This is a genomic window from Flavobacterium sp. 9, assembly GCF_002754195.1.
In the GTDB taxonomy this organism is placed as follows: domain Bacteria; phylum Bacteroidota; class Bacteroidia; order Flavobacteriales; family Flavobacteriaceae; genus Flavobacterium.
Genome location: NZ_PEEU01000001.1, coordinates 3,161,172 through 3,183,034 on the forward strand (window position 1 = coordinate 3,161,172; position 21,863 = coordinate 3,183,034).

Sequence of the window (21,863 nt, forward strand, 5' to 3'; positions counted from 1 at the left end):
ATTCTTTATAAGTAAGCCTTTTAATAAAGCTTGGCGACTTTGCGTCTTTGCGAGCAATTTTCGACGTTTAAAAAAACTTAAAATAGTCTCACAAACTTAGGAACTATTAAGAATATATTCCTCCGTTTATATTGATAATTTCGCCTGTAATGTAGCTTGATTTTTTAGAGATCAAAAAGCTTACCAAATCTGCTACTTCTTCGGCTTCTCCAAAACGATTTACCGGAATTAGTTTTAGTAATTCTTTTTCGTCCAATTGGCTTGTCATATCAGTTCTGATAAACCCCGGAGCAACCGCATTTACAGTAATATTTCGTTTAGCAACTTCTTGTGCCAATGCCTTTGTAGCAGCAACAATCGCGCCTTTTGCTGCCGAATAATTAGTTTGTCCCGCCGTTCCTTTTACTCCGGAAACGGAAACCATATTTACGATTCGGCCATATTTATTGCGTAACATTTTTTGAATAAAAAACTGTGTAACATTAAAAAAACCGCTTACACTTGTATTAACAACGCCATTCCAGTCTTCGGGAGTCATCCACATAAAAAGACCATCTTTTGTAATTCCGGCATTGTTTACAATCGCTTCAACAAGTGCTTCAGGATTAGCTTCCTGCCATTTTGTTAAAGTGGTTTGTACTTCTTCATAATTCGAAACATCAAAACCTAAGATTTCTCCCGTTGCTCCTAATTTTTGTATTTCCTGAAGTGTTTCTTCGGCAGCTGTTTTATTCGAATGATAGTTAATTAGAATATGATAATTGGCTTCAACTGCCAGTTTTTTACAAATAGCACTACCAATTCCTCTTGAACCGCCTGTTACTAATACACATTTCATTTATGTTGATTTTGTTTTTTATAGGTCAAAATGTTATGCCCTTTTTGATAGGAGATAACTATTATTTCTTCTTTTTAGTTGCTGGTTTCGCCGCAGGTTTTGTTTCTGCTTTTGGTTTCTCAGTAACACTTTCAGTTGCTTGAATTTTTTCTGATCCTTTCGAAAATAACTCAGCATTTTCAAACCATTGATTGCTTAATACAGTTCCGTCTGGTTTAAGGAATCCCCATTTTCCTTCATTTTTTACTCTTGCAACGCCATCGATAAAACCTTTATCTTGTTTTACAAACATGGCAATAATTCCATTTGCTGTAATTCCGTATTGTGTTGGGATTACCAGTTTTCCTGATTCGTTGATAAAACCCCAATTTTTTTCTTTTACAGGCGCTAATCCGTTTGTACTAAAAACTTCTGCATCACCATAAGTTGGTTCAATTACGAATTCAGCTTTTGGATTAATATATCCCCATTTAGATCCAACGCAAACCGGAGCCAAATTTTTAGAGAATGCTTTTGCTTTATCATATATAGGAGTAATTACCCAGTTTCCTTTTAAATCAATGAATCCAATTTTTCCGTTCTTTTTAGCAAAAGTCAAATCCTGAGTATCAAAGTCCCAGATTTTTTCGGCACCATCAACAGCAATAAAATTTCCTGCGCTTACAACTCCAAAGGTTTTGTCTTTTCTTGCCCAGATTGTATTTTTAAAATAATTTCCGATTTCGTCATACGCAGGTTCAACCAATTCTTTTCCCGAAGTATTAATAATTCCCCATTTTTTATTGATTCCAACTCTTGCAAAACCATTTTCAAACGGTTTAATTATATCGTATTTTGGTTGCAAAACAACCTCCATTTTCGGGTTGATTAAACCAATTTTATCTCCTTGTTTTATAAAAGCAACACCATTATCAAAATCATACAATTTTTCAGAAGTTGGTGCTTTCTGAATTTCACCTTTAGTATTAATATACACCCAGTCTTTATCGTTTTTTACGATTGCTATTCCGTTGTTAAATTCTTTAGCATCACTAAAAGTTGCCGGAATTGCCCAGCTCCCTTTTGTGTCAATAAAACCCCATTTTCCACCGTTTTCTACAGCGGCCAAACCTTCAGAGAAACTCTTTGCAGATTTATATTGAGGCTCAATTTTAAAGTTTCCATCTTTAGAAATATATCCAATTTTAGAGTCTTTTTTAACTAAAGCCAATTCTTGACTATTAACAAATTGAATGCAACATACGAATAAAAAAATAAGTGTTTTTTTCATGGTCTTAAAGGTTCAATATTAATAATGTGAAATAAAGTCTTAACTATTGATCAGATAATCTTTTACTTTTTGAACAAAAAGATACATAACCTGATCTTCTTTAAATACTGGAATTATGGTTCTAATATCATCGTACCATTTTTTAGTTACAGATGAAATTTGATCTTTCTGTGCTAAATAATCAATTGCCTGAACGATTGTAATCATCTCGATTGCTAAAACTTCAAAAGCATTTTCGATTACTTTCGAGGTAATTACCGCTGCATTTGTTCCCATACTTACAATATCCTGATTGTCATTATTGTTCGGAATACTGTGAACGTACATTGGGTTTGATAACATTTGACTTTCGGCAGTTGTTGAGGTTGCAGTAAACTGAACGCCCTGCATTCCGAAATTAAATCCTAATGTTCCTAAGTTTACAAATGGAGGAAGGATTTCGTTGATTTTTGAATTTAATAAATAATTCAATTGACGTTCTGCCAACATCGTTAATTTGGTAATAACAATTTTCAGTTTATCCATTTCAAGCGAAATATAATCGCCGTGGAAGTTTCCTCCGTGATAAACGTGTTTGTTTTTTACATCTATAATAGGATTGTCGTTTGCCGAGTTAAATTCGTCTTCAAGAATAGAAGCAACATTGTTTATCGTTTCTAAAACCGGACCTAAAATTTGAGGTACACAACGTAACGAATAATATTCCTGAACTTTTTCTTTGAAGATTTCTTCGGTATTTTCTCCCGAATATAAGTGGTCTTCTCTTTTACGGATTAAAGTACTGTCAGAAAGATTTTTTCTCATTCTTTGAGCTACTTCCTGTTGTCCTTTATGACGTTTGGTTTGGTTTAATTCCTCAGAGAAATGATCGTCATAAGCCTGAACCAATTCGTTTATGGCGCAAGAACATTTTAGCGACCAATCTAATAATTTATTAGCGTGATGAACATTTACAACTCCAATTCCGGTCATTACAGAAGTTCCGTTTATTAAAGCCAAACCTTCTCTGATTTCTACCTGAATTGGTTTTAAACCTTCGATTTCAAAAACCTCTTGAGTTGGTCTTCTGTCGCCTTTATAAAAAACTTCGCCTTCGCCAATTAAAACTAAAGCTAAATGTGATAATTGTACTAAATCTCCACTGGCACCAACGCCTCCGTGTTCAAAAATAAGTGGAGTAATATCTCTATTGATCAATTCTGCCATTAAGTGAATTACCGAAGGATGAACTCCTGAATTCCCTAATGACAAAGTATTTAAACGAGCCAAAATTGCTGCTTTTGCACAAACTGGGCTTAAAGGTTTTCCGGTTCCGGAAGAGTGACTTCTAATTAAATTGTATTGTAATTGAATTTGGTCAGATTCTTTAATTCGGTATTGAGCCATTGGCCCAAAGCCAGTATTTACACCATATATAATTTTATTTCCCGAAAATTCTTTCAGAAAATTAAAGCTTTCATTTACTCGATTTAGGACTACATCGCTGATTGCAACTTTGTTATTTCCAAAAATAATAGATTCGAATTCTGCTAAACTTAAATATTCATTAATTGTGTTCATTAAATCGTTTTTTGTTGCGCTAATTTAATTTTATTTATCAAAATAAATGTAGTTATTTTGATGAAGGCAAATGTAAGTTAATAATTAATAACATTCTTATTATGATAAAGGAGTTTGTAGATGTTTTAGTGATCGGTGCAGGACCGTCCGGATGTGTTTCTGCGTCGTATCTTCATAACAATAATGTTAAAATTAAAGTAGTAGAAAAAACAAAATTTCCAAGACTGGTTGTCGGCGAAAGCCTGATTCCCAGAGTTATGGATCATTTTGCAGAAGCTGAGCTTTTTGAGAGTCTTGATGCGATGAATTTTGAAAAGAAACTTGGAGCACGATTCATTCGAGGAGAAGAGATTTGTGTTTTTGATTTTAGCCAGAAATTTGGTGAAGGCTGGGATTGGACGTGGCAGGTTCCGCGTGCTGATTTTGACAATACAATGGCGCAGGAAGTACTTAGAAAAGGAATTGATCTGGAGTTTGAAACCGAAGTTTTGGAAGTTTCTTTTGAAGGGAAAAATTCTAAAACAATCGTAAAAGACAAAGAAGGAAACCTAAAAGAAATTCACGCTAAATTTATAATTGATTCCAGCGGATATGGCCGTGTTTTGCCAAGACTTTTAGATCTTGATACGCCATCAAAACTAGATCCGCATTCGTCGATTTTTACACACGTAAAAGACATCAATAGAGAAGAAGGTATTGAGGGAACTCAGATTTCTTTTGATATTCTGGAAACAGAAGTTTGGTTATGGGTAATTCCTTTTTCGAATGGAAATACAAGTTTAGGAGTTGTTGGTCCAACGGATTTTATCAATTCGCTTTCTGAGAATAAAGACAATGCTGAAGCTCTAAGAAATGCGATTCAGAAATCAGATTATTATATCAAAAGATTTAAAGGAACAGAGTTTTTGTTTGAACCCGTAAAACTCGAAAATTATTCGAGAGCCGTAAAAAGAATGTATGGTGATGGTTTTGCTTTGACAGGAAATAGTTCTGAATTTTTGGATCCGGTTTTTTCATCCGGAGTTGCTTTTGCGACAGAATCAGGAATGTTGGCGGCCAAATTATACCTTAAAGAATCACAAGGAATCGAAGTAAATTGGGAAGTTGAATTTACCGAATATATGAAACGCGGAATTGCTGTTTTTACCACTTACGTGAAAGAATGGTACACAGGAAATCTTCAGACATTATTTTTCCATCAACCGGAAAATCCAGAAGTAAAAGAGAAAATTTGTTCGGTTTTGGCAGGTTATGTCTGGAACGAAGAAAATCCTTTTGTGAAGAAACATGATCATGTGATCGCAAATATGGCGTATTTACTGAATATGCAAAAAGAACAAAACCCTGAATAATCAGGGTTTTTTTATGTCTGAAAAGTTGTATTTTTGTTCGGTCAGACATTTATTGGTTTGAATGTATTAATTGGTATCTTACAAGTGCCATGATGTATGATACATATTCTGTTTTTATTCTTAATTATTATCTTTGAGCTATGAGTACAATAATAAAACCAAATCATATAGGACGAAAAATTAGCCGCATTCGTGAACTTCGAGATATGAAACAAGAAGCATTGGCACAAGCTTTAGGAACTAGTCAACAAACTGTTTCGGCTATTGAAAATAGTGAAACTATCGATGAAGAAAAATTGATTGAAGTAGCAAAAGCACTTGGTGTAACTGCGGAAGCAATTAAAAATTTCTCTGACGAAGCTGCTATTAATTATTTTAATAACATATATGATAATGATATTACAGGTAGTATCGTTAATGCTCCATATTCAAATCATTGTACTTTCAATCCTCTTGATAAAGTTGTGGAACTTTACGAACGTTTAGTTCAATCTGAAAAAGATAAAGTTGAATATTTAGAAAAATTAATGAAGCTGAAATAAGCTTTTATATAATATTTTAAAAAGTAAAGCCCTGATTATTCGGGGCTTTTTTTTATAAATCATTCCGTAGGAATGTCTGCTCGGTAGAATTGAATTTGAATTGCGGTTATACATCTTTCCGTAGGAACGTTTGATTTGTGTAAATTGTTATTTCTATAAAAACAGGTGTCCTTACAGGACACACAATTGGTCGCTATTATTTTTTTACCAATGAGATATTCCTACGGAATATTACATGATTTTTAGTATCATTTCTCTGTTAAAATATAAAACGTAATTGACACAATTAAATACAAAAAGAGGATACCAATTTTGATATCCTCTTTTTTCTTCAAAAAATATATAGTAAAAATTATACTACCAGAATTTAACGTACAATGCGATAATTGATAATAAAGTGATTACGATTAAAACAGTTGTTTGTGGTTTTACTTTGAACATTTCATAATCTAATTCAAAAGCTTTTGGATTAACTTTTGGTCCAGCAAAACTGATTAACACCATTACTAATGTTGTGAAGAAGAATGATAATCCCATACAAATGTGGAACGGAATTTCGAATGCTCCTTTACCATTAGAATAAGCAGTATATAATAAGGTCTCGTTTCCGAATAATGCCGGAGCATATTCATTGAATAAAACAGATAATAAGAATCCTAAAATTACTCCAACAATTGCCGCAGCTCCAGTTGTTCTTTTCCAGAACATACCAAGGATGAACATTGCGAAAACTCCCGGGCTAATAAAACCTGTGTATTTTTGAATGTAAGTGAATCCACCAACTCCGCCAATTCCTAAAAGGTCATTCCATGTAAATAAAACAGCCAAAAGCATTGCAGCAAAAACGGCAATTCTACCAATGTTTACTTGTTGTTTTTCGCCAGCTTCTTTTTGGATGTATTTTTTATGAATATCTAAAGTATAAATTGTCGAAATACTGTTTACTTTTCCAGCCAATGAAGCCACAATTGCAGCAGTTAAAGCAGCTACAGAAAGTCCTTTTAATCCTGTTGGCAAGAAAGTCAATACAGCAGAATAAGCTCCATCTTTTCCTCCAACTAATTGAGGTAAATGTCCGTTTTGGTATAAAACATAAGCAGCAATACCAGGCAACATTACGATTAATGGCATTAATAATTTTAAGATACCAGCAAACAAAATACCTGTACGAGCAGTTTGTAAATCAGCACCCAAAGCTCTTTGAGTAATGTATTGGTTACAACCCCAATAGTTCAAGTTGATAATCCAGATACCAGCTAAGTAAGATAATAATCCAGGGAAAGTTAAGTATTTGTCAATCGCAAGTTGAGAAGTTTGTGCCGTAACTACAGTATCGTGTGGTTTTGGGATAATCATTTTGAAATGTTCCGGAGCTTCTCTCATTAAAACTTTGAAACCTTCAATAGCATTTTCGCCAACTCCAAAATATTGTCCAACAGTTGTAAGTGCAATATAAGAAGTTACCAAACCTCCAATGATCAAAACAGCAACCTGAATAACGTCAGTATAAGCTACAACTTTCATTCCTCCAAGAGAAATAAACAAAGCAAAAACAGCCAATCCAATCATGATTACGTGCAGATATTCTCCACCCGCTAAACCATTAATTGCAACTGCTCCAAGATATAAGATAGAAGTCAAGTTTACAAAAACATACAAAAACAGCCAGAAAACAGCCATAATCAACGCAGTCGATTCATTATAACGTGTTTTTAAGAATTGAGGCATTGTATAAATCTTATTTTTAAGATATACCGGAATAAACCAAACCGCAACGATAATCAATGCGATAGCAGCAATCCACTCATAAGCAGCAACGGCAATTCCTAAAAAGAAACCTTCACCACTCATTCCGATAAATTGTTCAGCTGAAATATTTGATGCAATCAGAGAAGCTCCAATAGCCCACCAAGTTAAATTTCCTTCAGCTAAAAAGTAAGCTTTAGCATCTTGTTCGTCTTGTTTACGCTTGCGGTAAACGGTGTAACCGTAGGCAGAAACTACGATAAAATAGATAATAAAAACCGCATAATCTGCGAAAGCGAGGTTCTGGTTCATTGTTAGTAGTATTTTAAAAATTAGTATAGATGATAGTTTTATTATTTGTGGCTTTTAAATTATTTGATTAGGATAATTCCGAAACCATGTTTTTGTTATTCACTTGTGGTTTTTAATGTGATATATGTTTTTATTCTGTTATTTTTTTATGAAAATGTAAGCGAAAGCCAAAAGTAAAATAAAAAATGAGAACTACACTATTTTAAATGTGTTTTTTACATTTATAAATAAAATTATTCTGTTAAATTTTTAAATGACGTTCGTTAAGCGCTTTTATTATTTAATTTTTCCTTCTTTTTTATAATGTACTTCAGACTGTTGTCTTAAAATTTCGGCACTTTTTTCAGGAGTAATATCTCTCTGCGATTCTCCTAACATTTCGTATCCAACCATAAATTTCTTAACCGTCGCAGAACGTAATAATGGTGGGTAAAAATGCATGTGAAAATGCCATTCAGGATGTTCTAAACCATCTGTTGGAGATTGGTGAATTCCTGAAGAATATGGGAACGAAGTACTAAATAAGTTATCGTATTTTGTTGTTAATTGTTTTAGGATTTTAGCAAAAGCGGTACTTTCTTCTGCAGTAAAATCAGTGATTTTGCTAATCGCTTTTTTACTTACAATCATAGTTTCATAAGGCCAAATTGCCCAAAAAGGAACCAAAGCCACAAAATGATCGTTTTCGATTACAACACGTTCTCCAACTCTTAATTCTGCTTTTACATAATCTTCAAGAAGAGTTCTTCCGTTTTTATCAAAGTAAGATTTTAGGCTAATTTGTGTTTTCTCAACCTGAGTTGGCAATGATGATTGTGCCCAGATTTGTCCATGCGGATGCGGATTACTGCAACCCATAACGCTTCCTTTATTTTCGAAAATCTGAACGTGATTGATGTATTTAATACTTCCTAAATCAGTGTATTCTTTTTGCCAGGTTTTGATAATATTTTCAATTCCGTCAATATCCATTTCTGGTAAAGTCAGGTCGTGTCGTGGAGAAAAACAAACAACTCTTGAAATTCCCTGTTCTGGTTTTGCTTTAAAAAAAGTGTGTTTGATATCTTCTTCAAAAATAATTTCGTCCTGCTTCATTGCAGCAAAGTCATTTTCAAAAACAAAGCTGCTTTCGTAGTTAGGATTGTTTACACCATTGGCGCGAACATTTCCCGGACACAGATAACACGTTGCGTCGTATTTTGGTAAAGCTTCAGTTGAAATAGTTTCGTTTTGTCCTTGCCACGGACGTTTGGCGCGATGAGGTGATACTAAAACCCATTCGTTTATTAATGGATTAAAACGTCTGTGAGGGTCCTCGTTAATGTCAAAGTTTTTCATTTTTGTACTGGTGGTTTTTAAAGTAGTGTTGTTCCGTTTGAGATTTTTACATCATAAAATTTTAATTCAATCCCAAATGTATCTAAATAAAGATTTGAAAACTTACTTTTTACCTCATTTTCATGCCCTTTTTTTATTAAATTGATGGTGCATCCGCCAAAACCTCCGCCCATCAAACGCGAACCTATTATTCTCTCGTCAGCTTTTGCGGTATCTACCAGCATATCCAGCTCCTCACAGCTTACTTCATACTCTTGCGAAAGACCATAATGAGTCTCAAAAAGCAATTGTCCTAAAATTTCTATATTTCCGTTGTCCAAAGCCTCACAAGCTTTTGTTACGCGGGCAATTTCTTTCACAACATAATGAACTCTCTTAAATACAGTCGGGCTGATTTTATCCTGAATGCTCAAAAGTTGTTCTTCTGTACAATCTCTAAAACTCTTTATTTCCGGAAAGTGATTTTTAATGATCGCTAATCCTTCTTCACACTCAATTCTTCTCGTATTATATTCAGATGTAAAAAGAGAATGTTTTACATTACTGTCGAATAAAACCAAAGAATAATCTTTAAAATCAGCATTGTGATATTCGAAATCCAGTGTATTACAATCTAATTTTATTACCTTATTATCAAGACCATGAACACTCGAAAATTGGTCCATAATACCACAATTGATACCAACCCAATGTTCTGCTTTTTGTCCTAATAATGAAATATCGACTTTCTCAATTTTAAGATCAAAAAGTTCCTTGATCCCGAAAATCGTTCCGCACTCTAAAGCTGCCGAAGATGACAATCCTGAACCAACCGGAATATTACTGCTGAAAACACAATTGAAACCATCGAAAGAAAAACCATTATCCTGCAATTGTTTTATTACACCACGAATATAATTGGTCCAGACAACATCGCTCAATTGAACTTCCTGAGTCAAATCAATTTCGAATTCTTCATTCAAATCAATGGCGATTATTTTAGATTTTTTGGTGTTATTTTTTTCGAAAGCAAAACAAATTACCTTGTCAATTGCTGCCGGTAAAACATAACCATCATTATAATCAATATGCTCTCCAATAATATTAATTCTTCCAGGAGAAAGTACATTTTTTTGAGGAGCAGATCCAAATGATTTCTCAAAAAATGCCGTTGTGTTTTGTATTAAAATGTCATTCATTATAGTGTAATTGTAATAGTGTTTTCTAACAGTTTTGTAAACTGATTTTTAAAAAGTACTAATTTATATTCTCAAATTTATAGACTGTTTTTTGTCGATATTCAGCTCCTTTTTTCAAAACCGAATTCGGAAAATGGGCATGATTTGGTGCATCCGGAAAATTCTGTGTTTCAAAGCAAATTCCGCTTGACGAATGATACGTTACATTTTCTTTTCCTTTAAGAGTATCAAAACAATTTCCGCCAACATATATATGTACACTTGGCTGATCTGTGTAAACACTCATTTGTAAATTATTTTTCGTGCTCAATAATTTTGCAACAACTTTATTTGTAGGTTCAATTACGAAAGAATTGTCAATAGAAGCCGGACATTTTTTTGCCGTTCTAAAATCAAAATCATGATTAGAAAGCGCTGTGAAATTTCCCGTTGGAATATTCTCGTCAGTCGTTTCTAAAATCTTCTCTGAGTCAATAAACATTTCCTGATTCAATACAGAACCATCGTGTCCGTCAAGATTAAAATAACTGTGATGCGTTAGATTAATCACCGTATCTTCAGTCGAAGTTGCTTTATAATCCAGTTGCAATTCGTTTTTGTCTGTTAATGTATACGTTAAATCTACCTGTAATTCTCCCGGATAATTTTCGTCAAGATTAGGACTCAAAAGACTGAATGTGATCGACGGATTTTTATTAGAAGTAATATCAGTAACGTTCCATATTTTTTGTCCAAAACCAGCATTTCCGCCATGTAATGCATTACCATTATTATTGGTATTTAGCTGAAAAGTTTTACCATTTAAAGAGAAAACACCTTTATTAATTCTTCCAGCATAACGTCCAACAGTTGTTCCAAAATAAGGCGCACTTGGCAAACTATAAGAAGCTAAATAAGATGCTGCGGAATCAAATCCTACAACAACATCTACCAGTTTTCCGTCAGCAACAGGAATTTGTAAAGAAGTGACTGTCGCTCCAAAATTTGTAATTTGAACTTTCATTCCGTTTTTGTTCGATAATTCAAAAGCGAGAATTTCTTCGTTATCAGAAGATAAACCAAATGAATTAGAAATACTTTTCTCTTGAAAATGCGATATATGTTTTATTTCCATGCTATTTTTGCCAAAAATGAAATCCAAAAATAGAAACATTATTTGCGTTAGCATACCAGTACCTACCAGTTTTTTGTATATTGCGCCAAAATCTATTTTTTTATGAATATTATTTCTATTCAAAATAACATTGGATTGCCAAAATATAAGCAGATAATTCTCTCAATAGAAAAGGCAATCGAAGAAGAAAAATTAGTAAAAGGCGATCGGCTTCCGTCAGTAAATAAAGTCTGTTTGGCTTTTTCATTGTCACGCGATACCGTTTTGTTGGGATATGACGAACTCAAAAAACGCGGAATTATTTATGCCATTCCAGGCAAAGGATATTACGTTAAGAGCGTTGAAATCACCATAAAACAAAAGATTTTTTTACTTTTTGATGAGTTAAATATTTTCAAAGAAGATATTTATAATTCATTTTTAAAGAACATTGGCAAAAATGTACAAGTCGATATTTTCTTCCACCATTTTAATGTTCAGGTATTTCAAAAACTGATAAATGACAGCAACGGAAATTATACCAAGTACATTATTATGCCGACGAATTTAGCTGGTGTGGCTGATATTTTAAAAACCCTACCAGTAAATGAGGTAATTATTCTGGATCAGACAAATCCTGATTTAAAATTATATCCCGCTATTTATCAAAATCACCAGAAAGATATTTTTGAAGGTTTGTACAAAGGAAAAGTGAAATTGAACAAATACGAAAAGCTAATTTTGATCTTTCCCGGCTTTAGAGAACCTCTTGGAATGAAATTAGGATTTGAGCATTTTTGCACCGAATATAATTTTGAATATGAAATTATAACCGAATTTACAGACAGAGAAATTACGCAGGGCGATCTTTATATTATCCCAAATGACAGAGATTTGGTTCGTGTAATTGAAAGTGCCAGAGATCAACATTTGAAACTCGGAATTGATTTTGGAATTATATCTTATAATGAAACGCCGCTAAAAAAGATCGTAGCAAACGGAATCACAACAATTTCTACGCATTTTGAAACAATGGGAAAAATTCTGGCCGAAATGGTTCTTAAAGGAAATAAAGAACAAATCGAAAATAAGTTTTCTTTGATTATCCGTAATTCTTTGTAATAAGCAGTTTTGTATTTTTTTTAGGAGCTAATCCCGCTATACATTACAATCTTTTATGGCGAACCCCGCCATAAAAGGATTTCCACTTCTATCGGGGCTAGGGCTGACATTTTCATAAGAATGTTTGTCATTTCGACGAAGGAGAAATCTTCGCAAGTAACTCCATAACGAAAATCCAATCTTTGTCGAATTTCGAGTGTGATTTCTCCTTTGTCGAAATGACAATATTGCGTTTAAGCTTTGTGTCTTTGTGTGATTAATTTTATTTCTACTAACATTTAATCTCTCCGAGATATTAACTCCGCTAGGAGTTAAATGTTGGTAGAAATTAGATTGTCACATCCTCGAAAAAATGTCCCGTAGGGACTTAATCTGTTTGCTTTAATCCCAAATTACGGTATCAAAAACTTTTTTTGTTTTTGTGGAATTATTTTACATACATTTGTAAATGTAAATTTTACACTTATTATTTGATTTGATTCTGTTTTGACTTTTTAGAACTGTTTCTATATGAAATTCAGCTACAAACAAATAAAATTACGCTATTAAACCAACCAAAAAGATTACCTGGAAATGAACAACAAAATAGACCAATCAGCCGCAGATAACATACGCGCTTTAGCCATTTCGATGGTCGAGAAAGCAAATTCCGGTCATCCCGGAGGTTCGATGGGCGGCGCCGATTTCATGCACATTTTATATTCTGAATATTTAAAATTCGATCCAACAGACATGCATTGGATTTTTAGAGACCGATTTTTTATGGATGCCGGACATCTTTCGGCTTTAATGTATGCTCAATATCATTTGCTGGGAAATTACGAAAAATCAGATTTAGAAAACTTCAGACAATGGGGTTCTGTAACGCCTGGACATCCTGAAATTGATGTAAAAAGAGGTATCGAAAACACTTCGGGACCATTAGGACAAGGACATGCAATGGGAGTTGGAGCAGCAATTGCTGCAAAGTTTTTATCGGCAAGATTTGAGAATTTATTCGATCATAAAATTTATGGTTTCATAACTGACGGAGGAGTTCAGGAAGAAATTTCGCAAGGAGCCGGACGTATTGCAGGACATTTAGGATTGAACAATTTTATCATGTTTTATGATTCAAATGATGTTCAGCTTTCTTCAATGACAGATGAGGTTACGACCGAAAATACGGCAATGAAATACGAATCCTGGGGATGGAAAGTGATCACGATTGATGGTCATAATCATGCTCATATTCGTTCAGCATTAAACGCAGCGCACGCCGAATTAGAGCGACCAACTCTAATTATCGGAAGAACAATTATGGGAAAAGGTTGCGTTACCGCCGATGGAACGATGTATGAAGGACAATGCGAATTGCACGGAAAACCAATTGGAGCGACAAAAGCAGATTTTGAAAAAACGTTATTGAATTTAGGTGCAAATCCAGAAGATTCATTTGCAGTTTATGAAGATGTTGCAGCTCATTATAAAACAATTTTAGCACAAAAAACAAAAGAAGCTTCAGAAAGAAAAACGCAAATTTTGGCTTGGGAAAATCAAAATCAAAAATTAGCCGAAAAGATAAAACAGTTCTTTAATGGCGATTTACCAGCTTTAGATTTTAGTGCAGTTGTTCAAAAAGCAAATGCTGCAACGCGAGATGCTTCGGCGGCAGTTTTAGGATATTTGGCTGAGAATGTAGAGAACATGATTGTGTCTTCTGCCGATTTATCGAATAGTGATAAAACAGATGGTTTCTTGAAAAAATCATCCGTTTTGCAAAAGAATAATTTCAGCGGAGGATTTCTACAAGCGGGAGTTGCCGAATTAACAATGGCTGCAATCGCCAACGGAATCGCGCTTCATGGCGGAGTTATTCCGGTTGTGGCTACTTTTTTTGTGTTTTCAGATTATATGAAACCGGCAATTCGTTTGGCAGCAATTCAGGAACTTCCCGTAAAATATGTCTGGACACATGATTCTTTTCGCGTAGGCGAAGATGGTCCAACGCACCAACCAATTGAGCAAGAAGCACAGATAAGATTATTAGAAAAAATCAAAAATCATTCAGGCGATCAAAGTTTATTAGCGCTTCGTCCTGCTGATGCTGTTGAAACTTCTGTGGCGTGGCAAATGGCATTAGAAAATAAAAAAACACCAACAGGATTAATTCTTTCGAGACAAGATATTAAAGATCTTCCAACAAATGGAAATTCAAGATTTGAAGAAGCAACGCAGGCTAAAAAAGGCGGTTATTTGGTAAAAGAAACTCAAGATCCAGATATTACTTTAATTGCAAACGGATCTGAAGTAGCAACACTTATTGAAGCCGCAAACGAACTGGAGCAAATCATTAAAATAAAAATAAATGTAGCTTCAATTATTTCAGAAGGACTTTTTAGATCACAATCTGGAGAATATCAGGAAAGCGTTATTCCAAATAATGCTTTAGTTTTTGGACTTACGGCGGGACTTCCTGTTAATCTCGAAAATTTGGTTGGAAGTAAAGGACAAGTATTTGGATTGGATCATTTTGGATATTCGGCTCCAGCTTCTGTTTTAGATCAGAAATTTGGATTTACCAGTAAAAATGCCTGCGAAGAAATTCTTAAATATTTAGAAAAAAATAATTATAACATATCAAAATAATAGAAAGACATGAAATTTTTTATAGATACAGCAAACTTAAAAGATATTAAAGAAGCCAATGATTTAGGCGTTTTAGATGGTGTAACCACAAATCCTTCATTGATGGCAAAAGAAGGAATTACAGGCGCACAAAATATTTTAGACCATTACGTAAAAATTTGCGAATTGGTAGACGGCGATGTTAGTGCCGAAGTTATCTCAACAGATTTTGACGGAATGATTGCCGAAGGTGAAAAACTAGCCGCTTTACATCCGCAGATTGTGGTGAAAATCCCGATGATAAAAGATGGTGTAAAAGCGATTAGATATTTTGCAAATAAAGGAATCAGAACCAATTGTACTTTGGTATTTTCTGCTGGTCAGGCTTTATTGGCTGCAAAAGCCGGAGCAACTTATGTGTCGCCATTTATTGGTCGTCTGGATGATGTTTCGACTGACGGAATGGTTTTAATCGAAGATATTAGATTGATTTATGATAATTATGGTTTTGAAACTCAAATTCTGGCAGCTTCAGTTCGTAATGTAATGCACATTATTAATTGTGCAAAAACCGGTTCTGATGTAATTACTGGACCATTAAGTGCAATCGAAGGTTTATTAAAACATCCGTTAACGGATATTGGTTTGGCAACTTTCCTTGCAGATTATAAAAAAGGAAATAGCTAGATTATAATTTTTCTGCCACAGATTACACAGATTAACACAGATTTTTTTAATCATTTTAATCCTTTAATCTGTGGCATTAAACAGAACAATTTGTTAGTTTTTAATAGTAGTTTTATTGAAGAAAAAACCCTGAGAGTTTGTGGCTTTCAGGGTTTTGTTTTTTATAAAGGTTTTCCTGTTCAAAAAAAGAAAATCTGTGTAAATCCGTTTAATCGGTAAAAATCCGCGGGCTAAACTTTACAAATTCAATACAAAATCATTCAATAATTTCTCTTCGTATTTTTCTTTGTTGAAAGTATACAAATAAGATCCTTTACGAGAAGATTGCATATCTTTTTCTTCCAGTTTATTCAGGATTTCCAGAGAATTAATTTTACTGATGAAGTTTCTCTTGTCTAATTCCTTGCTTAAAATCGCTTCATACAATTCTAATAATTGGCGCATTGTGAATTTCTCAGGCAACAATTCAAAGCCAATAGGTTTTATTGAAGTTCTGTAACGCAATCTTCTAATCGCGTGATCTACCATTTCGTTATGGTCAAAAATTAAGTTCGGAGCATCGGCAACACTGAACCATTGTGCGTGATAATTTTTTATTAATTCGGCATTATGGTTTTCGATATTAATCAATGCATAATAAGAAACCGAAATGGTTCTTTCGACAGGATCACGATCGATTTCGCTGTAAGCATATAACTGCTCCATATAAATATCGTTCAAACCTGTATATGTATTCAAAATTCTAATAGCAGCGTTATCTAATACTTCGTCACGTTTTAAGAAACCACCAATTAAGGACCATTTTCCTTTTTCGGGTTCGAAATCTCTTTTGATCAAAAGTATTTTTAAACCTTCATTATCGAATCCGAAAATGATGCAATCTACTGCTAATAAAGCTTTGTCTGCAGAGCTATAACTGTTTAGCATATGTTTGTTTTTATTGGTAAATATATAAACTTCCTAATTCGTTTCATAATTTTATTAATGTATAATATACACTTAAATTAATATAGCGATAAAGTAGTGTTAAAAAGAGAAGCTTTTAAGTGGGGAAAAATCATAAATTTTCTTTTTTCAATCGTTTTCGAGACAAAATTAAGTTGTTTTTCAGAATAAAAGGTAAAATCGCCATCAAAATTTAGTAAAGTAAACAAGATTTTTTTTACAAGATCATTCTTTTTTTGGTAGTAAAATAGTCATTAAAGTCTTCATTTTTAAGTTTTTTGATTTTTTTTTGAAACCTGAAAATTTTGATTAAAAAGTTGCTTTTTTGCTAAAAGTGTTGATTTTACACAAATTACATTCTAAAAAGGCTATTTTTTTGAAAAATATATTAATTTTTAAATGTTGTTTTCACACTTAATTTATGGGATGCGTTTTTTTTACTGCTTTTTTTTGCCATATTAATTTGTTTTTAAGGTTTTTTTTTAGTTAAATTTACAAATGTAAAATTAACACTTATAATTATACACTAACTAACTTAAATAAACCAGTATGATAACAAACCAACGATTATTTTTTTATTGCAATTTTTTATTGCCAAAAAAAGAATGGCTTTTAGCACTAATAATGCTAATATTTTCTGCTAATCAAATGTCGGCTCAAGGCAAAGTGATTAGCGGAGTTGTTACCTCGGCATCAGACAAATTGCCTTTGCCGGGAGTGAATATTATGATAAAGGGAACAAAAACAGTTGCAGTAACTGGTTTTGATGGAGAATATTCGATTAAAGCATCTCCAAATGATGTATTAATCTTTTCATTTATAGGATTTCAAAATAAAGAAATAGCAGTAAGTAATCAATCTAAAGTAGATGCAACACTAAGCGAAGACACTAATAAACTGAACGAAGTAGTAGTTATTGGTTACGGAACACAAAAGAAATCTGATTTAACAGGATCTGTAAGTGTTGTAAATCTTGAATCGGCCAAAAAAACGGTTACATACGATGCTGCAAAAATGCTTCAGGGACAAGTTCCGGGAGTTACTGTTCAATCTTCTGGAGAACCTGGAGGTTTTGTAAATATCAAAATTAGAGGTATAACTTCCTTCAGTAATAACAATCCTCTTTTTGTTATTGATGGTATTATGGTTGATGCTCCTTATGATTTTGCACCGGGAGAAATTGAATCTATGCAGGTTTTAAAAGACGCTTCTTCGGCAGCTATTTATGGTGTTCGTGGAGCAAATGGAGTTGTAATTATTACGACTAAAAAAGGAAAAGCAGGTAAATCTGAGGTTAAATTCAAATCTATCGTTGGACTTCAGAATGTAACTAAAAAATGGGATGTAACAGATCGTTTGGGATATCAGCAAATTACAAGCGAAGCAGAAAGAAACAGAGATATCAGAGCGGGTGTTCCGGTGAGTATTGCTCCTGGAAATGATCCTACAAGCCCCTCTTATATTACAAATGTAAACACAGACTGGCAAAAAGAAGCGTTACAAACTGGTGTTGTACAAAATCAGGCATTGACATTTACAGGCGGTGCAGAAAGCATTGCTTACAGCTTTAATATTGATTATTTCAAGAATACGAGTTATGTAAAAACGCCACAGGATTACGAGAGATTATCAACGAATTTGAATTTGAACGGTAAAAAAGGAAAATTCAAATATGGCGCAAAAATCGCTTATACACAATCTGATAAAGAGATTTTTAACGAATACAATGCAGGACAAACTGTAATTAGCGACATTTTGAATGCGGTACCGACGATGCCGGTTTATGATGCGAACAGACTTGGAGGTTACGGAGGTACAGACAATCTGACGCAAAGAGCGATCTCGATGAACCCAATTGGATATAACAATTTGATTACCAACAACGGAAAAAGAAACCGTTTTATAGGTGATGTTTGGGGAGAAATTGAGATTGTTAAAGGTCTTAAATATAAATTGGATGTGAGTTATGACAGAACGGATTGGGAAACCAGAAAATTTATTCCGCCAAGTGATTTAGGATGGTATTATATCACAACAAACGACGAAGCTTCATTAGATGTTAACACAGGAAATGAGTTAAGAACTTTCATGAATAATTTATTGACTTATGAAATTACTCTTGGAAAACACAAAATTGATGCTCTTGCAGGATGGATTCAGGAAAAAAGAGACCATCATGATTATTGGTCAAGAGGTGTAGGTTATAAACCGGGAGAAATCCCAATGCTTCAGTTTGCTGATGCGAGAAATGCAAGTGAGTATAAATTTACTATTACAGGAATATCATACATCACAAGATTAAATTATTCTTTTGATGACAGATACTTGTTGCAGGCAAACTTTAGACAAGACAGAACGTCGCTTTTCAGCGAAAAAAATAATTCAGCAAACTTCTACTCTTTCTCAGGAGGTTGGAAAATTAGCAACGAAAAGTTCTTGCATTTACCAAAATGGGTAAGCAATATCAAACTTAGAGGAGGTTACGGAACATTGGGTAACAATACAATTCCGCAATACTTCTTTGCTTCGACAGTAAACAGTTTTGCAGGTTACGATTTTAATAATGCACTTGCTCCGGGAACAACCGTGGTAGCAGCACTTGATCCTAATGTAAAATGGGAAAAAACAACCAGTAAAAACATTGCACTTGAATTAGGATTTTTTGACAATGACTTACAATTTACAGGAGAGTATTTTGTAAAAAAATCAACTGATTTATTATTGGGAGTTCCATTGCCATATTCTACAGGAGCAGTTCCGGCAAATATCACAACAAATGCAGGAGATATGGAAAATCATGGTTTTGAGTTTACAGCATCTTACAGCAATCATCATAATAAATTCAAATATGATATTTCTGGTAACGTAGGGACTTTAAGAAATAAAATAACAAAAATTGGTGTTAACGGAAACCCTATTTACGGAGCAGTTTCAAAAACAGAAGTTGGAAGATCAGCAGGAGAACTTTTTGCTTGGGAAGCGATTGGAATTTTTCAAAATGCAGCTGAGGTTGCAGCTTCGCCAAAACAAACTGGTGCAGCGCCTGGAGACGTAAAATTTAAAGATGTAAACGGTGACGGAATCATTACAGATGCTGACAGAACTTTTCAGGGAGTATCAATTCCTAAATATGGTTTTGGATTGAATTTCAGTGCTTCTTATGAGAATTTTGATTTTTCAATGTTCTGGCAAGGCAGCGGCGGAAATAAAGTTTTCAACGCAATGTACCGCAATTTAATGGCAGGACAATACGGAAATCACAGTACAGATGAGTTGAATTATTGGACTCCAACTAACACAAATACAAATGTTCCAGCTCCGGTTATTGGTGATCCAAATGGAAACGGCAGAGATTCTAACAGATTCATTGAAAGCGGTGATTATGTGAGATTGCAAACAATGGAACTTGGTTTTAATATTCCGATGAAAGATAAATTTATCCAAAAAGCAAGAGTATATCTTAATGGACAAAACTTGTGGACTATTACAAAATACAGTGGATATGATCCTGATTTTAATAGTGACGGATTAATTTCAAGAGGATATGATGCGGGATCTTTCCCTAATCCAAGAACAATTTCTCTAGGAGTAGAAGTAAATTTCTAAACCGGTTTAACCAATTAAAAACGTATTAAAATGAAATATAAAATATATAACTATATAGCAGTTTTCTTTTCACTGGCTTTGGTAACAACAAGCTGCGTTGATAATGAAGATTTGACCCAATTAGACCCAAATAACGATGCAGTCGATTCCTTCTGGAAAACAGATCAGGATGCACTTGAAGGAGTAAATGCAGCTTACGGAAGTTTATTGACTGATGGAACTTACATGAGAAGTACGCCATTATTATTAGACGCAAGATCAGATGATGCACGTACAAACAGCCCTTGGGGATCTATGTATAATGCAGGACATTTTAACTCAAATGTAGCCGATGCTTCAATTTACGGATGGGCTTTTGAAACTTATTATCAGGGAGTTTATCGTGCTAATCAGGTTTTGACAAATGTACCGGGAATTGAATTTGCAGACCAGGCACTTAAAAACAGAATATTAGGACAAGCGTATTTCTTAAGAGGATTATACTTATTTCATGCTGTAAACATGTTCAAAAATGTTCCGTTACCAACAGAATTAGCGGTTTATTATCCGCAAAAAACACAAGCAGAAGGTTGGGCACAAGTAATTGCCGATTTTAAAGCTGCTGCTGAATTATTGCCAACTTCATACAGTGGAATTTCTGGACTTGATGCAGGTCAAAAAGGACGCGCTACAAAAGGTGCAGCATTAGGATATTTAGGAAAAACATATTTGTTTATAAAGGACTTTACGAATGCAAAAACAACATTCAAACAAGTTATCGATTTAGGAGTTTACTCATTAGTTTCAAACTATCGCGACAATTTCACAACAGCAAACGAAAACAATTCAGAATCTCTTTTTGAAGTACAATTTAGCAGAGATGCAGGTGGAGTTGATTTAGGTTGGGGAGGAGTTCCGGCATCAGGTTGGGGAAAAACTTCGGCAAGAGCCATTACTTATGCACCAAGAGCTTTTGGATGGACAGATGTTCAGCCTTCATGGGCATTATTTAATGAATTTCATGACGAAAAAACGAAAACTGGAGAACTTGATCCACGTTTAGACGCTACAATATTTTATAATAAACCAGGCGGAATGAAATTATACGGACAAGATTTTGCTACTTTTTATGCTACTAGTCCGGGAGATTTAAACGATATATTCTGTAGAAAATACCAAAATTCAGATGGAGAATTTGCAAACGAATACGACTGGCGTTCAGGAATCAACGAACGTTTGTTGAGATACGCAGATATTCTTTTAATGTATGCAGAAACGCTAAACGAAACAGGAGATACTCAGGGAGCTTACGGATATATTCAAATGGTAAGAAACAGAGTTGGATTGCCGGATTTAGCAACAGTAAAACCAAATATGACTCAGGATCAAATGAGAGAACAAATTGGTCACGAAAGATTCTTGGAATTCCCTCTTGAAGGACACCGTTTTGATGATATTCGTCGTTGGGGATGGTTAGAAAACACTGCAAAATTAGCTTGGCTAAAAACAAGAGATGCCGAGTTTAATTCTTATACACCAGGAAGAGAATATTACCCAATTCCGCAATTAGAAATGGACAATAATCCGGGAACAAAACAGAATGACAGTTATTAAGTAATTGTTGATTAAGAATACATTGAATTAGTTAGAATCTTTAATATCATGTGAAGGCTTTAAATCTTCACATG

Annotated in this window: 15 protein-coding genes; 7 read left to right on the plus strand and 8 right to left on the minus strand. The window is 34.0% G+C overall.

The window, feature by feature from the left end; translation table 11 throughout:
- Positions 1-106: 106 nt before the first annotated feature.
- From fabG to hutH, 3 genes are all read right to left on the minus strand, one after another.
- Positions 107-838 (minus strand): 3-oxoacyl-ACP reductase FabG, encoded by a 732-nt coding sequence (fabG, locus tag CLU81_RS13005; protein ID WP_099710207.1) that lies wholly within the window; start codon positions 836-838, stop codon positions 107-109.
- 61 nt (positions 839-899) lie between these two features.
- A complete protein-coding gene (locus tag CLU81_RS13010; RefSeq protein WP_099710208.1) occupies positions 900-2,108 on the minus strand; it encodes a WG repeat-containing protein in 1,209 nt (402 codons plus the stop codon).
- Positions 2,109-2,147: 39 nt separating this feature from the next.
- On the minus strand, positions 2,148-3,668 hold the full coding sequence (gene hutH / locus CLU81_RS13015; RefSeq protein WP_099710209.1) for a histidine ammonia-lyase: 1,521 nt from the start codon (positions 3,666-3,668) through the stop codon (positions 2,148-2,150).
- Positions 3,669-3,769: 101 nt separating this feature from the next.
- Between hutH and CLU81_RS13020 the strand changes: the two genes are divergently transcribed.
- Together CLU81_RS13020 and CLU81_RS13025 are read left to right on the plus strand one after the other, a co-directional pair.
- Positions 3,770-5,020, plus strand: coding sequence for an NAD(P)/FAD-dependent oxidoreductase (locus CLU81_RS13020; protein WP_099710210.1), 1,251 nt, complete (start codon positions 3,770-3,772; stop codon positions 5,018-5,020).
- A gap of 140 nt (positions 5,021-5,160) precedes the next feature.
- Positions 5,161-5,562 (plus strand): helix-turn-helix domain-containing protein, encoded by a 402-nt coding sequence (locus CLU81_RS13025; RefSeq protein ID WP_099710211.1) that lies wholly within the window; start codon positions 5,161-5,163, stop codon positions 5,560-5,562.
- 357 nt (positions 5,563-5,919) lie between these two features.
- On the opposite strand, the gene CLU81_RS13030 is transcribed toward CLU81_RS13025, so the two are convergent.
- The 4 genes from CLU81_RS13030 to CLU81_RS13045 form a co-directional block, all read right to left on the minus strand.
- Positions 5,920-7,620, minus strand: coding sequence for a sodium/sugar symporter (locus CLU81_RS13030; RefSeq protein ID WP_099710212.1), 1,701 nt, complete (start codon positions 7,618-7,620; stop codon positions 5,920-5,922).
- Between the two features lie 276 nt (positions 7,621-7,896).
- Positions 7,897-8,958 (minus strand): UDP-glucose--hexose-1-phosphate uridylyltransferase, encoded by a 1,062-nt coding sequence (locus CLU81_RS13035; RefSeq protein WP_099710213.1) that lies wholly within the window; start codon positions 8,956-8,958, stop codon positions 7,897-7,899.
- Between the two features lie 17 nt (positions 8,959-8,975).
- The gene (galK, locus tag CLU81_RS13040; protein ID WP_099710214.1) at positions 8,976-10,136 is read right to left on the minus strand and encodes a galactokinase; all 1,161 of its coding nucleotides are present in this window, start codon (positions 10,134-10,136) and stop codon (positions 8,976-8,978) included.
- 58 nt (positions 10,137-10,194) lie between these two features.
- Complete coding sequence (locus CLU81_RS13045) at positions 10,195-11,250, minus strand: aldose epimerase family protein (RefSeq protein ID WP_099712753.1); 1,056 nt, start codon at positions 11,248-11,250, stop codon at positions 10,195-10,197.
- A gap of 102 nt (positions 11,251-11,352) precedes the next feature.
- Between CLU81_RS13045 and CLU81_RS13050 the strand changes: the two genes are divergently transcribed.
- From CLU81_RS13050 to fsa, 3 genes are all read left to right on the plus strand, one after another.
- Positions 11,353-12,351: a GntR family transcriptional regulator gene (locus CLU81_RS13050; protein WP_099710215.1), complete on the plus strand. Its 999-nt coding sequence runs from the start codon at positions 11,353-11,355 to the stop codon at positions 12,349-12,351.
- A gap of 573 nt (positions 12,352-12,924) precedes the next feature.
- Positions 12,925-14,979 (plus strand): transketolase, encoded by a 2,055-nt coding sequence (locus tag CLU81_RS13055; RefSeq protein ID WP_099710216.1) that lies wholly within the window; start codon positions 12,925-12,927, stop codon positions 14,977-14,979.
- A 9-nt stretch (positions 14,980-14,988) separates the two neighbouring features.
- A complete protein-coding gene (gene fsa / locus CLU81_RS13060; RefSeq protein WP_099710217.1) occupies positions 14,989-15,645 on the plus strand; it encodes a fructose-6-phosphate aldolase in 657 nt (218 codons plus the stop codon).
- A gap of 237 nt (positions 15,646-15,882) precedes the next feature.
- On the opposite strand, the gene CLU81_RS13065 is transcribed toward fsa, so the two are convergent.
- Positions 15,883-16,572, minus strand: a complete 690-nt coding sequence (locus CLU81_RS13065; RefSeq protein WP_099710218.1) for an NUDIX domain-containing protein — start codon at positions 16,570-16,572, stop codon at positions 15,883-15,885.
- A gap of 567 nt (positions 16,573-17,139) precedes the next feature.
- Between CLU81_RS13065 and CLU81_RS13070 the strand changes: the two genes are divergently transcribed.
- Both CLU81_RS13070 and CLU81_RS13075 read left to right on the plus strand, forming a co-directional pair.
- Positions 17,140-20,196, plus strand: a complete 3,057-nt coding sequence (locus tag CLU81_RS13070) for a TonB-dependent receptor (RefSeq protein ID WP_099710219.1) — start codon at positions 17,140-17,142, stop codon at positions 20,194-20,196.
- A 30-nt stretch (positions 20,197-20,226) separates the two neighbouring features.
- On the plus strand, positions 20,227-21,789 hold the full coding sequence (locus CLU81_RS13075) for a RagB/SusD family nutrient uptake outer membrane protein (protein ID WP_099710220.1): 1,563 nt from the start codon (positions 20,227-20,229) through the stop codon (positions 21,787-21,789).
- The last annotated feature ends 74 nt before the right edge of the window (positions 21,790-21,863 follow it).

Excerpts from the sequence above, each read along its gene's own strand:
- fabG (WP_099710207.1), bottom strand. The coding sequence starts at position 838 with ATGAAATGTGTATTAGTAACAGGCGGTTCAAGAGGAATTGGTAGTGCT.
- CLU81_RS13010 (WP_099710208.1), bottom strand. The coding sequence starts at position 2,108 with ATGAAAAAAACACTTATTTTTTTATTCGTATGTTGCATTCAATTTGTT.
- hutH (WP_099710209.1), bottom strand. The coding sequence starts at position 3,668 with ATGAACACAATTAATGAATATTTAAGTTTAGCAGAATTCGAATCTATT.
- CLU81_RS13020 (WP_099710210.1), top strand. The coding sequence starts at position 3,770 with ATGATAAAGGAGTTTGTAGATGTTTTAGTGATCGGTGCAGGACCGTCC.
- CLU81_RS13025 (WP_099710211.1), top strand. The coding sequence starts at position 5,161 with ATGAGTACAATAATAAAACCAAATCATATAGGACGAAAAATTAGCCGC.
- CLU81_RS13030 (WP_099710212.1), bottom strand. The coding sequence starts at position 7,620 with ATGAACCAGAACCTCGCTTTCGCAGATTATGCGGTTTTTATTATCTAT.
- CLU81_RS13035 (WP_099710213.1), bottom strand. The coding sequence starts at position 8,958 with ATGAAAAACTTTGACATTAACGAGGACCCTCACAGACGTTTTAATCCA.
- galK (WP_099710214.1), bottom strand. The coding sequence starts at position 10,136 with ATGAATGACATTTTAATACAAAACACAACGGCATTTTTTGAGAAATCA.
- CLU81_RS13045 (WP_099712753.1), bottom strand. The coding sequence starts at position 11,250 with ATGGAAATAAAACATATATCGCATTTTCAAGAGAAAAGTATTTCTAAT.
- CLU81_RS13050 (WP_099710215.1), top strand. The coding sequence starts at position 11,353 with ATGAATATTATTTCTATTCAAAATAACATTGGATTGCCAAAATATAAG.
- CLU81_RS13055 (WP_099710216.1), top strand. The coding sequence starts at position 12,925 with ATGAACAACAAAATAGACCAATCAGCCGCAGATAACATACGCGCTTTA.
- fsa (WP_099710217.1), top strand. The coding sequence starts at position 14,989 with ATGAAATTTTTTATAGATACAGCAAACTTAAAAGATATTAAAGAAGCC.
- CLU81_RS13065 (WP_099710218.1), bottom strand. The coding sequence starts at position 16,572 with ATGCTAAACAGTTATAGCTCTGCAGACAAAGCTTTATTAGCAGTAGAT.
- CLU81_RS13070 (WP_099710219.1), top strand. The coding sequence starts at position 17,140 with ATGATAACAAACCAACGATTATTTTTTTATTGCAATTTTTTATTGCCA.
- CLU81_RS13075 (WP_099710220.1), top strand. The coding sequence starts at position 20,227 with ATGAAATATAAAATATATAACTATATAGCAGTTTTCTTTTCACTGGCT.